Raw genomic sequence first — 12777 nt, 5'->3', positions numbered from 1 at the left:
CGTCCGCGCCAATACGAGTTTTCCCGTTTGGAGCTTCTGTATTCCATCACGTCCAAACGCAAGCTGAACCAACTGGTTTCAGACGGCCACGTTTCCGGCTGGGACGACCCACGTATGCCGACCATTTCCGGTATGCGCCGCCGCGGTTACACGCCCGAAGGCCTGCGCCTGTTTGCCAAACGCGCCGGTATTTCCAAATCTGAAAACATCGTCGACATGAGCGTGTTGGAAGGCGCGATTCGTGAAGAGTTGGAGAACTCTGCGCCACGCCTGATGGCGGTTTTGAATCCGCTCAAAGTGACCCTGACCAACTTTGAAGCCGGCAAAACCCAAAGCCGCCGTGCCGCGTTCCATCCGAACCACGAAGAAATGGGCGATCGCGAAGTACCTATTTCACAAACCATCTACATCGAAGCCGACGACTTTGCCGAAAATCCGCCCAAAGGCTTCAAACGCCTGGTTCCCGGCGGAGAAGTGCGTTTGCGCCACGGCTATGTGATTAAGTGTGATGAAGTAGTAAAAGACGAGGCAGGCAATGTGGTTGAACTCAAATGCAGCATCGACCACGATACCTTGGGCAAAAATCCCGAAGGCCGCAAAGTTAAAGGCGTGATTCATTGGGTTTCTGCCGAACACGCCGTCGAAATTAAAGTCCGCCTGTACGACCGCCTCTTTACCGTCGAGCGTCCTGATGCCGTGCGCGGCGAAGACGGCAACTATCTGCCGTTTACCGATTTCCTCAATCCAGAATCCATCAAGGAAATCACTGCCTACGCCGAACCTGTCGCAAAAGATCTGCCGGCAGAAAGCCGTTGGCAGTTTGAACGCATCGGCTACTTCGTAACCGACCGCAAAGACCACAGCAAAGACATGCCGGTGTTTAACCGCACGGTGACGCTGAAAGATTCTTGGCAGCCTAAGTAATCTGTTTGCAGTCGCTATATTGAAGGCCGTCTGAAAACTTGAAATCCGGTTTTCAGACGGCCTTTGTCGATAAAGGGATAAGATGGAACGTTATTCTGTACATTTGAAACTGCTGGGAATGGCGGTGTTGTGGGGTGCGTCTTGGCCGATGGGGCGGATGTTGGGGCAGTCGCTGCCGCCGCTGACGGGCGGGGCGGTTCGGTTTGTCTTGGCTTCGGTTTTGTTGTTGGGCTGGTTGTTTGCGCGCAGCAGGTTCGCGACTTTGGCGGCTTTGTCGGCGCGGCAATGGCTGGGTTTGACGGCAGCCGCTTCTGTTGGCGTGTGCGGTTATGCGGTGTTTTTTATGCTGGGTTTGCAGACTATGCCGGCAGGCAAGGCGGCGGTAGTCGTGGCGGTGAATCCGGTATTGACACTGCTGTTGGCAACTTGGTTTTTCGGCGAGCGTTTAAATGTGAAGATTTTGGCGGGTATGCTGCTGGCGGTCGGCGGTGCCATTATGGTGGTAACGCAAGGGCAGCCGTTGACAGTGTTATCGGGCGGCATCAAGGCAGGAGAGTGGCTGATTTTCGGTTGCGTGGTTTGTTGGGCGGCTTATACTTTAATTGGTCGCGCGGTTTTGCGTGGGATAGATGTGCTGACGGTAACGACGGCAACGTCGTTCATTGGTGCGTTGATGTTGTCGGTGGTGGCGTTGTGGACGGACGGAATGCCGTTTGAGGCGATAGCGGCAATGGATGGGCGAGGCTGGACAGCCTTGGCGTGGCTGGTCATCGGCGCGACGGTATTGGCCTACGCGTGGTATTTCGAAGGCGTGAAGACTTTGGGTGCAGGCAGCGCGGCGGCGTATATTACGCTCGTGCCGATTTTCGGTGTGCTGTCTTCGGCGTGGTTTTTGGGCGAACCGCTGCATATTTCGCTGGTTGCGGGCTGTGCGGCAGCGGTCGGCGGCATGACGCTGATGCGGTACGGGCAAAAGGCCGTCTGAAGTTGGGTAAATACTCGGATTTTGGTCGATAGGGTTGCGATTGCCAAGCTGTTGCCGGCCATAATCTTATTGCATGGTAAGATTATAGTCTCGGCTCAGTGTTCGATTTAAAAATTTGACACCCTGCCTCCAACTGCCTAAAATTCAACTTTCTCAAAAATCTACCGTATCCTGCGGCACGATTTCATACTTTCAGACGGCCTTTGTGCCATCTCTCTGATACTATTCAAAATATATCAATACTATGCACGTTTCAGAACTCCAAACCCTCCACATTTCCAAACTCTTGGAAATGGCAGAAGAACATGGCATTGAAAACGCCAACCGTTTCCGCAAACAAGACCTCGTTTTTGCCATCGTCCGCCAGATGATGAAGCAAAATGTCAGCTTTACCTGTTCCGGCACACTCGAAATCCTGCCCGACGGCTTCGGTTTCCTGCGCAGCGCAGATACTTCTTACCTTGCCGGTCCTGACGATATTTATGTTTCGCCCACGCAAATCCGCCGCTTCAATCTGCACACCGGTGACACCATCGAAGGCAGCGTGCGCGTACCTAAAGACAACGAACGCTATTTCGCACTTGTCCGCCTCGATACCATCAACGGCGATCAGCCTGAAGTCTGCAAACACAAAATCCTCTTTGAAAACCTCACGCCTTTATTCCCAACCGAACAATTCAAACTTGAGCGCGACATCAAAGCCGAAGAGAATCTGACCGGCCGCGCTATCGACTTGGTTTCCCCAATCGGTAAAGGCCAACGTGCATTGTTGGTGGCGCCGCCTAAAACCGGTAAGACCGTGATGTTGCAAAACATTGCCCACGCTATTACCGCCAATTATCCCGATGTCGAGCTGATTGTCCTGTTGATTGACGAGCGTCCGGAAGAAGTGACCGAAATGAGCCGTTCTGTACGCGGCGAAGTCGTTTCCTCTACGTTTGATGAACCGGCGCAACGCCATGTACAAGTGGCCGAGATGGTGATTGAAAAAGCCAAACGTATGGTTGAACACAAAAAAGACGTGGTCATCCTGCTGGATTCGATTACCCGTTTGGCGCGCGCCTACAATACCGTTGTGCCGACTTCGGGCAAAATCTTGACCGGCGGTGTCGATGCCAACGCCTTGCACCGTCCGAAACGCTTCTTCGGCGCAGCGCGTAATGTGGAAGAGGGCGGTTCGCTTACCATTATTGCGACAGCGCTTGTTGAAACCGGTAGCCGCATGGACGACGTGATTTACGAAGAGTTCAAAGGCACGGGCAATATGGAATTGCACCTTGACCGCCGTATGGCCGAAAAACGCCTGTTCCCGGCCATTAGTATCAATAAATCCGGTACGCGCCGCGAAGAATTGCTGGTGCCGAACGATCAGTTGCAACGCATGTGGCTCTTGCGCAAATTCCTGCATCCTATGGACGAAATCGAAGCGACCGAGTTTTTGGTGGGCAAACTCAAAGACTCTAAAAATAACGACGATTTCTTTGAATTGATGCGCGGTAAATAAGCATAAGGCCGTCTGAATATGTTTCAGACGGCCTTTACTTTGCTTGAGGAACCTTTATGACCATCCGAATGAATTGGCAAAACTTATTATCCACCCAACGCTTCCGTACTAAAAACGGCGAAATCGTGCCGACCGTTACCCCTTCGACTCAAGAAGGTGCCGATGCCTTGCGTACGGATTTTCACATCGACTACGACCGGGTTGTTTTTTCCGGAGCCTTCCGCCGCCTTGGCCGTAAAACACAGGTGCATCCGCTGGCGCAACATGACTTGACGCACAACCGCCTGACGCACAGCGTTGAAGTTGCCAGCGTGGGCAGGAGCTTGGGCAACCGCGTGGGCGTGATGTTGCATAACGGCGGTTTTCTGCCGCAGGGCAATACGCCCAGCGATATTGGTGCCGTGGTGCAGGTTGCCTGTTTGGCTCATGATTTGGGCAATCCGCCGTTTGGCCATACCGGCGAAGATGCTTTGCGTGATTGGTTCAGACGGCCTGAACATCAAATTTATCTGAACACATTAAACGAAGCGGAACGCAACGATATTCAAACCTATGAAGGCAATGCGCATAGCCTGCGTATCGTCGCCAGCCTTGAAATGTATCCGGAGGCAGGCGGAATGCGCCTGACTGCGGCAGCCATCGGCGCATTGCTGAAGTATCCGTGGACAACGCAACATCCAAACGGCAGAAAGAAATTCAATATTTATCAAACCGAGTTGCCGTTTATCCGTCAAGTTGCCGACGAATTGGGGCTGGTTTCCGCGGGAGTAGACAGCTGGGCGCGCCATCCTTTGTCTTATTTGATGGAGGCTGCCGACGATATTTGCTATGCCTTGCTGGATTTGGAAGATGCCGTCGAATTGGATTTGCTCACGGATACGGAAGTAGAAAGTATTTTGTCCGAGCTGACCTTCGCCGAAAGCGCATGGCACGCCAGCTCCAGCCGTCAGCGTTGCGCCATGTTGCGCGGCATTGCGATCGGCAAGGCGATTGATGATGTCGCGCAAACCTTTATGCTGCATCAGTCCGACTTGTTGGACGGAACATTCAAAGGCAAAGACCTGCTTGCTCTGTGCAGCCCGCAAGTGCAAAACACTTTGGCAAAAGCGAAAGAATTGGCACAAACACGGATTTTCCGCCATCACACCAAGCTCTTGACCGAGATTGCCACGTTCCCATGCTTAGGCTCCATCTTAGATTTGCTCGTCCCTGCCGCCTATGCCCTGATTGCAGAAAAACAGTTAGCAACGCGTCAGTCTTTGGCGTTGGAATTATTGAAAAAGCACAATCCGATTCTTCCTGAAGACAGTCTGTATCAGGCCTATATGAAGATTTTGGATTTTGTCGGCGGCATGACCGATAACTCCGCCGCTAAAATGGCGCAGGATTTGTCAGGAGTAGGGATTTTACGTTAATTTTATATTGTTTAACTTCAATTGGTTAAATAAAAATATAAAAAGTTTCTGTGAAAAGAGTAGACAGGCTTTAGTAAAGCCTATATCATTCGGTCTTCTTGATTCACAACGCACTTGCGAAGTGATGAGGATGCACCCGTAGCTCAGTTGGATAGAGTATCTGGCTACGAACCAGAGGGTCGGGCGTTCGAATCGCTCCGGGTGCGCCACAAGATTTATCCGCGCCCATCGTCTAGCGGTTAGGACATCGCCCTTTCACGGCGGTAACCGGGGTTCGATTCCCCGTGGGCGTGCCAGTTTTCAAAAAAAACGCAATCTGTTTCAGATTGCGTTTTTTTATTGTATTTGTTGTGTATGTTTTATGGCCGTCTGAAACGCTCAGCAAATCCAGAGGCAAATAAATTGCCCAGGCTTTTGTCATCTATATGCGCTTTTCAATCTCATTTTACCATTGCCAAAACCCAATTTATTGACAACAGTATTCATCTTAAGAGTTCCTAAACCTGAATTTACATGATTTCATATTTATAATTTCTTGATTTTAGAAAATAAAAATATTTATTTGAACTTTTCTTAAAAAATGCCGTCTGAGATAAAGACAAGACGGAATATCTCTGTTAATGTGTAAATGTCAGCCGGCGTTTGCCGGTTTTTTATTGAAACCATTTGGGAGTCAATTATGAATATGAATGTTAAATTAATCGTTCCTGCCGTTTTTGCGGCTGTTGCCCTGACTGCATGTAGCAGCGGTTCTAAAGCCAAACCTGAAGCTAAAGCTGCGCCTACTGCGCAACAACAAACTCAAGCTCAGGCTCAACAAGCTCAAGCTCCAGTACCTAATACTTTGAAAGTAGACTCTATCGACGGTACTAAAGAAGTTCACTACAAATGCGGTAAAGACGGCAAAGAGCCTCTGAGCGTAATGTACGGCTTCAAAGGCAACGAAGTTGTTGCTGCACAAGTAAAATACAAAGGCCAAGTAACTGAAAACCTGTTCCGTATTACTGACAGCAGCAAAGATGTAAACGCATTCTGGGGCGGCAATGTTGCTTGGATTGCTGAAGCAGCCACTGCAGCCAACGTGGACAAAGTTGATGGCAACATGCTGACTATCCGCGGTACTACCGAAGTAAATGGCAAACAAGAAGTGGTTGACCAAATCGCTACCCGTTTCTGCGCATTGGACAAAGGCGCGAAAGCTGCCGCTAAACCAGCTGCTAAAAAAGTGAAAAAATAATCTTTTACCGACAGCTTTAAACGCTGGGTAAAATAAAACAGGCCGTCTGAAAAGTTTTCAGACGGCCTGTTCTTTTGAGCAGTTTAACCCAAGAACCAGAATTTCAATGCCCACAACACGGCGACAATCCATACCATAGGCGGTACGTCTTGAGTGCGGTTGCACAAGAGTTTGATGAGTGCATAGCTGATAAAGCCAAACGCAATACCGTCGGCAATCGAGTAGGTAAACGGCATGAAGACGATGGTCAGGAATGCCGGTGCGGCTTCGGTCATGTCGTCCCAATCGATTTCACGCGCGCTGCGCAACATTTGCGCGCCAACATAGAGCAGGGCGGGTGCGGTAGCGAATGCAGGAATGCTTTGAACCAGCGGGGAGAAAATCAGACAGGCAAGCATCAGTACGCCGACGGTAACGGCAGTCAGGCCGGTACGGCCGCCGGCAGAAACGCCTGCCGCGCTTTCAACGTAAGGGGTGGTAGAAGAAGTACCCAAGGCGGCGCCTGCAACGATGGCGGTAGAGTCGGCAAGCAGGGCGCGTTTCAAACGCGGCAGTTTGCCGTCTTGCAACAGGCCTGCGCGGTGGGAAACGCCGACCAATGTGCCGGTAGAGTCAAACAGGTCAACCAGGAAGAATACAAAAATCACGCTGACCATGCTGACGGTGAATAAGCCTTTGAAGTCCATCTGCATGAATGTTGGTGCAATGCTCGGAACTTCGCCGACCACGCCTTTGAACTCGCTCAAGCCCAAGATGGTGGAGACGGCGGTCAGCGTTAGAATGGTAATGATGATAGAGCCTTTAACGCGGAAGTGGCCAAGTGCAACCACCATGACAAAGCCTGCCATCGCCAGCAGGGCGGTGGGCTGGTGGATGTCGCCCAAGCCGACCAATGTGGCAGGATTAGCCACAATCACGCCTGCGCCTTTGAGTGCAATCAATGCCAAGAAGAGGCCGATACCTGCGGCAATCGACATTTTCAAGCCCATAGGCAGGGCGTTGACCAGCATTTCGCGTACTTTAAAGAAGCTGAACAGGATGAAAATAATGCCTGAAATGAAAACGGCACCCAAAGCCACACGCCAGTCCACGCCCATGCCTTTGACGACGGCAAAGGTAAAGTAGGCGTTCAAACCCATGCCCGGAGCGAGGGCAATCGGGTAGTTGCCGACAAAGCCCATCACGAAACAGCCGATGGCGGAGGCGATACAGGTGGCCACAAATACTGCGCCCATATCCATGCCGGTTTCGCCCAAAATCAGGGGATTGACGATGATGATGTAGCACATGGCGAGGAAGGTTGTCACACCGGCCATAATTTCCGTGCGGACGTTGGTCTGATTGGCGTTGAGGTTGAATAATCTTTCCAAAACGCTTTGATTTGAAGAACTCATTTCGAGATATTCCTTTGGGGAAAGCCGTTTAAGGACGGTATCAGCGGGTTTAACTGCCGGAAGCTCGGATTTGCTCCTTAACTTCTCAACAGATAAGGGAATTTTCGGGCGGTATTATACTGAAAAGCCTTTTGTTCGGGTAATAAAAATACATGAATCAGATAATGCCGGGCCAAGCCAAGATAAAGGCCGTCTGAACAGTTTCAGACGGCCTTTGTTTGTGTGTGCTTATACCGGTTTGCCTTTCAGGGAGAAGGTGTAGGCTTCGGTGATTTCCAAATCGATCATTTGGTTGATCATGTCGGGTGTGCCGGTAAAGTTGACCACGCGGTTGTTGGCGGTACGGGCTTGCAGTTGGTCAGGGTCTTTTTTGGAGATACCTTCAACCAAGCAGCGTTGAACCGTGCCGATCATGGTTTGATTGATGCGCGCGGTTTCGGCTTCGATGACTTCGTTCAAAGCTTCGAGGCGGCGCACTTTTTCTTCGTGCGGCGTGTCGTCGTGCAGGTTGGCGGCAGGCGTACCTGGGCGCGGACTGTAAATAAAGACGAAGCTCAAGTCGAAGGCAATGTCTTTCACCAGTTTCAAGGTTTGCTCGAACTCGCGCTCGGTCTCGCCCGGGAAGCCGACGATAAAGTCGGAGCTGAGGCACAAATCAGGACGGATGGCGCGCAGTTTGCGGATGATGGATTTGTATTCCAAGGCGGTGTAGCCGCGTTTCATTGCGCTCAATACGCGGTCGGAACCGCTTTGAATCGGCAGGTGCAGGTGGGAAACCAGCTTCGGCAGGTCGCGGTAGCACTCGATAATCGCGTCGGTAAATTCGCGCGGATGGCTGGTGGTAAAGCGCAGGCGTTCGATGCCGGGGATTTCGTGGACGATGCGCAACAAAGTGGCAAAGTCGCAGATTTCGCCGTTTTCCATTTCGCCGCGATAGGCATTGACGTTTTGGCCTAAGAGGTTGATTTCTTTAACGCCTTGTTGCGCCAAACCGGCAATTTCGGTCAATACGTCGTTGAGCGGGCGGGAGAATTCTTCGCCGCGGGTATAAGGGACGACGCAGTAAGAGCAGTATTTGGAACAGCCTTCCATAATGGAAATGAATGCCGAACCGCCTTCTACGCGCGCAGGCGGCAGGTGGTCGAATTTCTCGATTTCGGGGAAGGAAATGTCGATTTGAGACAGACCGGTGGTTTCTTTATCGACGATGAGTTTGGGCAGGCGGTGCAGCGTTTGCGGGCCGAAAACCACGTCCACATACGGAGCGCGTTTGACGATGTTCTCACCTTCTTGAGAGGCAACGCAGCCGGCAACGCCGATGATGAGGTCGGGATTTTTTTCTTTGAGCGGACGTACGCGGCCTAAGTCGGAGAAGACTTTCTCTTGCGCTTTTTCACGCACGGAGCAGGTGTTGAACAAGATGATGTCGGCGTCGTCAGGTTGGGTAACCTGCTCGATGCCGCCGTGTTCTTCGGCGAGGACGGACAGCATTTTTTCGCTGTCGTACTCGTTCATTTGGCACCCGAAGGTGCGGATAAATACTTTTTTCATGGTTTGTTTTGATTGACTTGCTTGTTGTAAAAGGGTTCAGACGGCCTGTGCAATACTCTGGTCGTCTGAAAAATTATTCTTCCGCCTTTTTCTGCTTTTTGGCGTGTTCGATGAACCTGTCGGCCTCGGCGTCGGTCAAAATCCAGATTTCGCGGACGAGGCGGCTTTCTTCGTTGTATTTGAACGCAACGGCTTTGCCGGTTTGATTCAGCAGGCGGCCCATGGGGATGAAACGGTCGTTTTCATCGTGGATTTTGGTGAAGCGGGTGATTTGCAGTTTGGCTGCGTTGCCGTCCACAATGCCCAAGGTCAGCAGGCGCGTCCAAGAAAAACCGCCTTTGCTGACTTTCAGATAAGGCAGATCGACGGTTTTTAAAACGGCCACATCCATATCGTCAGGCAGGCTGCGTTGTGCATGGACGAGGGAGGACGCCAAAAGGGCGAGGCTGAGTATGAATCCGCGTAACATGATGCTTTTCTTTTATTGTTTCAATAGGTCGCGGATTATAGCACAAGCAGGAAAAATATGGATAGAGTGTTTGTTTTTAAAGAATAATTTTGATTTTGCGCCCGATTCTTATTTTGAAGCCTGGGCCGTCTGAAAAGGATTTGGTGTTAAAATGGCATCGATTTGATTTTCAGACGACCTCTTACGAAAGAATTGACCATGAACCGTAATGAAAGCTTGTTCAACCGCGCCAAAGCCATTATTCCCGGCGGCGTGAACTCTCCTGTGCGCGCATTCGGCAGCGTCGGCGGCGTACCGCGCTTTATCAAAAAGGCAGAAGGCGCGTATGTTTGGGACGAAAACGGCACGCGTTATACCGACTATGTCGGCTCTTGGGGCCCTGCGATTGTCGGCCATGCCCATCCCGAAGTCATTGAAGCCGTGCGCGAAGCAGCATTGGGCGGTTTGTCGTTTGGTGCGCCGACTGAAGGCGAAATTGTCATTGCCGAAGAAATCGCTAAAATCATGCCGTCCGTCGAGCAGCTGCGCCTTGTCAGCTCCGGCACGGAAGCAACGATGACCGCCATCCGTCTGGCACGCGGTTTTACCGGACGCGACAAAATCATCAAGTTTGAAGGCTGCTACCACGGCCATTCCGACAGCCTGTTGGTGAAAGCAGGCAGCGGTCTGCTGACGTTTGGCAACCCTTCTTCCGCCGGTGTGCCTGCCGACTTTACCAAACACACTTTGGTACTCGAATACAACAATATCGCCCAACTGGAAGAAGCCTTTGCCCAAAGCGGCAATGACATTGCCTGTGTGATTTTGGAGCCTTTTGTCGGCAATATGAATCTGGTTAGGCCGTCTGAAGCCTTTGTCAAAGCCTTGCGCGAATTGACTGAAAAACACGGTGCCGTGTTGATTTACGACGAAGTGATGACCGGTTTCCGCGTGGCGCTGGGCGGTGCGCAATCTTTGCACGGCATCAAGCCTGATTTGACCACCATGGGAAAAGTGATCGGCGGCGGTATGCCTTTGGCGGCGTTCGGTGGCCGTAAAGACATTATGGAATGTATTTCCCCGTTGGGCGGCGTGTATCAGGCAGGCACATTGTCCGGTAATCCGATTGCGGTTGCGGCCGGTTTGAAAACGCTGGAAATCATTCAGCGCGAAGGCTTCTATGAAAACCTGACTGCCCTGACCCAACGCCTCGCCAACGGTATTGCCGACGCGGCTAAAGCGCATGGCGTTGAATTTACGGCGGACAGTGTGGGCGGTATGTTTGGTTTGTATTTTGCCAGCCATACGCCGCAAAACTATGCCGACATGGCGCGTTCCAATATCGACGGTTTCAAACATTTCTTCCACGGTATGCTCGACCGCAATGTCGCATTCGGCCCGTCAGCTTACGAAGCCGGTTTTGTTTCCGCCGCGCATACGCCTGAGCTGATTGACGAAACCATTGCTGTGGCACACGAAGTGTTCAAAGAAATGGCAAAATAAAAGCTGAAGTTGTCATGTGAAAATGAAAAAAGGCCGTCTGAAAAATATTCAGACGGCCTTTCGCTATTTTAAATAAATGCTTGATTATGCTTCTTCAGCTTTGCTGCGGATAATCAGCAGAGGCAGGTGGCTTTGACGCATTACGGTCTCGGCGAAGCTGCCCATCAGCAGGTGCATCAGGCCGGTGCGGCCGTGTGTGCCGAGTACCAACAGGTCTGCGCCGTTGTTGTCGGCGTAGTCAACCAAGTCTTGCGCCATTTCGCGCGCGCCTTTGTTGGCAACCAACAGGTGTTTCACGATGTTTTCAACGCCGCTTTCACGCGCTGTTTTTTCTGCGAAATCCAAAACTTCGTTACCTTGAGCCACTGCGGCGGCTTCGTAGCTTTCGTGTTGCAGGAATTCAGGAGCCAAAGCCATGTATTCTGCAGGGTTGGCAACGTGAACCAAAGTCAGTTGGGCTTTGTTGAGGCTTGCCAGTTCGGCGGCATGTTTCAATGCATTGAGGGAGGTCTCGCTACCGTCAACGGCTACAACCAGATGTTTGTACATATTCATTCTCCTTTTGCGCCGAGTAGCGGCACTTTCGTTTAATATGAAATCAGAACTTGTCTGAATGTGAAACGATTATAAACTCTTTCGGGCAGGTACAACAGCCCATCTGCTTTCAAGTATAATGTCTGTCCGAATCGCCTGTCGCGTTTTTCATTAATTTATTGATATATCACAAGGTTGCTTATGCAGGACGCTGCTTTTCTTTCTTCGCGCCGCTTTGGCGGTATTGCCAGACTTTACGGAGACGAAGCGCTGGCGCGCTTTTCGCGTGCGCATGTGTGCGTGGTCGGCGTCGGCGGCGTCGGCTCGTGGGCGGTGGAGGCGTTGGCGAGGAGCGGCATCGGTCGTTTAACGCTGATTGATTTGGACAATGTTGCCGAATCCAATGTCAACCGCCAGTTGCACGCTTTGACCGATGATTTCGGTAAGGCAAAAGTTACCGCTTTGCGCGAACGCATTGCCCAAATCAATCCGCAATGCGAAGTGACGGAAATCGAAGATTTTGTGACGGAAGATAATCTGGACGAGCTTTTCAGACGGCCTTTTGACTTCGTCATCGACGCCATCGACCAAATCCGTGTCAAAGCGGCGATGGCGGCGTATTTCGTGCAACATAAACAACCGTTTATTATCAGCGGCGGCGCGGGCGGACAGAAGAATCCGGCGTTGATTCAAACCGCCGATTTGAGCCGCGTTACCCACGATCCGCTGCTTTCCAACTTGCGCTACACCTTGCGCAAACGCTACGGCTTCAGCCGCGATACCAAAGAAAAAATGCGCGTGCCTTGCGTTTATTCAACCGAGAATATTACGCCGCCGCAATCCGGCGAAGCGTGTTCGACCGATGCCGCGCCGCAAGGTTTGTCCTGCGCGGGCTATGGCGCGAGTATGCTGGTGACGGCTTCGTTTGGGTTGTATTGTGCGCAGGCGGCGGTGGAGCATATCGCAGGGCGGAAGTGAGGGGTAGGAAATGGGTAAGAGCCGATTTTTTAAAGCCTACTTTATTGCCAGTCTGATTTATGCGGTATGGTTCGGCGTATTGATGTATGCCGTCGATCCGATGTTTCTCGATGTGATGGAATGCAATACGTTGCCCGGCGATTATTTGTGTGTGCAAAGCGGTTATACCCGTCCATTCACCACTTTTCTTTATCCGTGTCTGTCCGTCGTGATATTCAGCTTTTTGCACGCCGGTATCATGAAATGGCGCAAACGCCGTTCGGTTAAAATGATTTGGCTTTTGGTCGGCTGCGAAAGTTTGCTG

At 51.4% G+C, this 12777-nt stretch carries 11 protein-coding genes, 2 tRNA genes and 1 pseudogene; 10 read left to right on the top strand and 4 right to left on the bottom strand.

From position 1 onward, the window contains the following. From ACTHS3_RS05950 to ACTHS3_RS05920, 7 genes are all read left to right on the top strand, one after another. On the top strand, positions 1-924 hold a 924-nt coding region (locus ACTHS3_RS05950; protein WP_440367383.1), incomplete at its 5' end, for a glutamate--tRNA ligase family protein. An 82-nt stretch (positions 925-1006) separates the two neighbouring features. Continuing rightward, positions 1007-1909, top strand: coding sequence for a DMT family transporter (locus ACTHS3_RS05945; protein ID WP_004519553.1), 903 nt, complete (start codon positions 1007-1009; stop codon positions 1907-1909). 244 nt (positions 1910-2153) lie between these two features. Continuing rightward, entirely contained in the window at positions 2154-3413 is a 1260-nt protein-coding gene (gene rho, locus ACTHS3_RS05940) for a transcription termination factor Rho (protein WP_003680905.1), read from the top strand. Positions 3414-3469: 56 nt separating this feature from the next. Then, a complete protein-coding gene (locus tag ACTHS3_RS05935) occupies positions 3470-4828 on the top strand; it encodes a deoxyguanosinetriphosphate triphosphohydrolase (protein ID WP_049336415.1) in 1359 nt (452 codons plus the stop codon). Between the two features lie 132 nt (positions 4829-4960). Beyond that, positions 4961-5037 (top strand) — tRNA-Arg (locus ACTHS3_RS05930). Positions 5038-5049: 12 nt separating this feature from the next. Beyond that, a tRNA-Glu gene (locus ACTHS3_RS05925) sits at positions 5050-5124 on the top strand. 383 nt (positions 5125-5507) lie between these two features. Further along, positions 5508-6065, top strand: coding sequence for a hypothetical protein (locus tag ACTHS3_RS05920; protein ID WP_440367380.1), 558 nt, complete (start codon positions 5508-5510; stop codon positions 6063-6065). Positions 6066-6148: 83 nt separating this feature from the next. Here the strand turns inward: ACTHS3_RS05920 and ACTHS3_RS05915 are convergent, their stop codons facing one another. The 3 genes from ACTHS3_RS05915 to ACTHS3_RS05905 all read right to left on the bottom strand — a co-directional run bounded on the left by ACTHS3_RS05915 (position 6149) and on the right by ACTHS3_RS05905 (position 9479). Continuing rightward, complete coding sequence (locus ACTHS3_RS05915) at positions 6149-7459, bottom strand: NCS2 family permease (protein WP_004519556.1); 1311 nt, start codon at positions 7457-7459, stop codon at positions 6149-6151. A gap of 228 nt (positions 7460-7687) precedes the next feature. Further along, entirely contained in the window at positions 7688-9010 is a 1323-nt protein-coding gene (gene miaB, locus ACTHS3_RS05910; protein WP_003684389.1) for a tRNA (N6-isopentenyl adenosine(37)-C2)-methylthiotransferase MiaB, read from the bottom strand. 73 nt (positions 9011-9083) lie between these two features. Then, positions 9084-9479 carry a hypothetical protein gene (locus ACTHS3_RS05905; RefSeq protein ID WP_049333912.1) on the bottom strand — a complete coding sequence of 132 codons (396 nt, stop codon included), beginning with the start codon at positions 9477-9479 and terminating at the stop codon, positions 9084-9086. 198 nt (positions 9480-9677) lie between these two features. Between ACTHS3_RS05905 and hemL the strand changes: the two genes are divergently transcribed. Continuing rightward, positions 9678-10961 carry a glutamate-1-semialdehyde 2,1-aminomutase gene (hemL, locus tag ACTHS3_RS05900; protein WP_049336068.1) on the top strand — a complete coding sequence of 428 codons (1284 nt, stop codon included), beginning with the start codon at positions 9678-9680 and terminating at the stop codon, positions 10959-10961. Between the two features lie 84 nt (positions 10962-11045). On the opposite strand, the gene ACTHS3_RS05895 is transcribed toward hemL, so the two are convergent. After that, positions 11046-11510, bottom strand: coding sequence for a universal stress protein (locus ACTHS3_RS05895; protein ID WP_003680896.1), 465 nt, complete (start codon positions 11508-11510; stop codon positions 11046-11048). A gap of 186 nt (positions 11511-11696) precedes the next feature. On the opposite strand from ACTHS3_RS05895, the gene ACTHS3_RS05890 reads away from it, so the two are divergent. Further along, on the top strand, positions 11697-12473 hold the full coding sequence (locus tag ACTHS3_RS05890; RefSeq protein ID WP_003748819.1) for a tRNA threonylcarbamoyladenosine dehydratase: 777 nt from the start codon (positions 11697-11699) through the stop codon (positions 12471-12473). A gap of 10 nt (positions 12474-12483) precedes the next feature. Next, positions 12484-12777: pseudogene (locus ACTHS3_RS05885) on the top strand (hypothetical protein); the annotation flags it as partial.

The organism is Neisseria sp. P0009.S007, from assembly GCF_051962515.1.
The sequence above is the reverse complement of the archived record's forward strand: the minus strand, read 5'-3'. Positions and strand labels throughout refer to the sequence as shown.

Excerpts from the sequence above, each read along its gene's own strand:
- hemL (WP_049336068.1), top strand. The coding sequence starts at position 9,678 with ATGAACCGTAATGAAAGCTTGTTCAACCGCGCCAAAGCCATTATTCCC.
- ACTHS3_RS05935 (WP_049336415.1), top strand. The coding sequence starts at position 3,470 with ATGACCATCCGAATGAATTGGCAAAACTTATTATCCACCCAACGCTTC.
- ACTHS3_RS05905 (WP_049333912.1), bottom strand. The coding sequence starts at position 9,479 with ATGTTACGCGGATTCATACTCAGCCTCGCCCTTTTGGCGTCCTCCCTC.
- ACTHS3_RS05895 (WP_003680896.1), bottom strand. The coding sequence starts at position 11,510 with ATGTACAAACATCTGGTTGTAGCCGTTGACGGTAGCGAGACCTCCCTC.
- ACTHS3_RS05890 (WP_003748819.1), top strand. The coding sequence starts at position 11,697 with ATGCAGGACGCTGCTTTTCTTTCTTCGCGCCGCTTTGGCGGTATTGCC.
- miaB (WP_003684389.1), bottom strand. The coding sequence starts at position 9,010 with ATGAAAAAAGTATTTATCCGCACCTTCGGGTGCCAAATGAACGAGTAC.
- ACTHS3_RS05945 (WP_004519553.1), top strand. The coding sequence starts at position 1,007 with ATGGAACGTTATTCTGTACATTTGAAACTGCTGGGAATGGCGGTGTTG.
- rho (WP_003680905.1), top strand. The coding sequence starts at position 2,154 with ATGCACGTTTCAGAACTCCAAACCCTCCACATTTCCAAACTCTTGGAA.
- ACTHS3_RS05920 (WP_440367380.1), top strand. The coding sequence starts at position 5,508 with ATGAATATGAATGTTAAATTAATCGTTCCTGCCGTTTTTGCGGCTGTT.
- ACTHS3_RS05915 (WP_004519556.1), bottom strand. The coding sequence starts at position 7,459 with ATGAGTTCTTCAAATCAAAGCGTTTTGGAAAGATTATTCAACCTCAAC.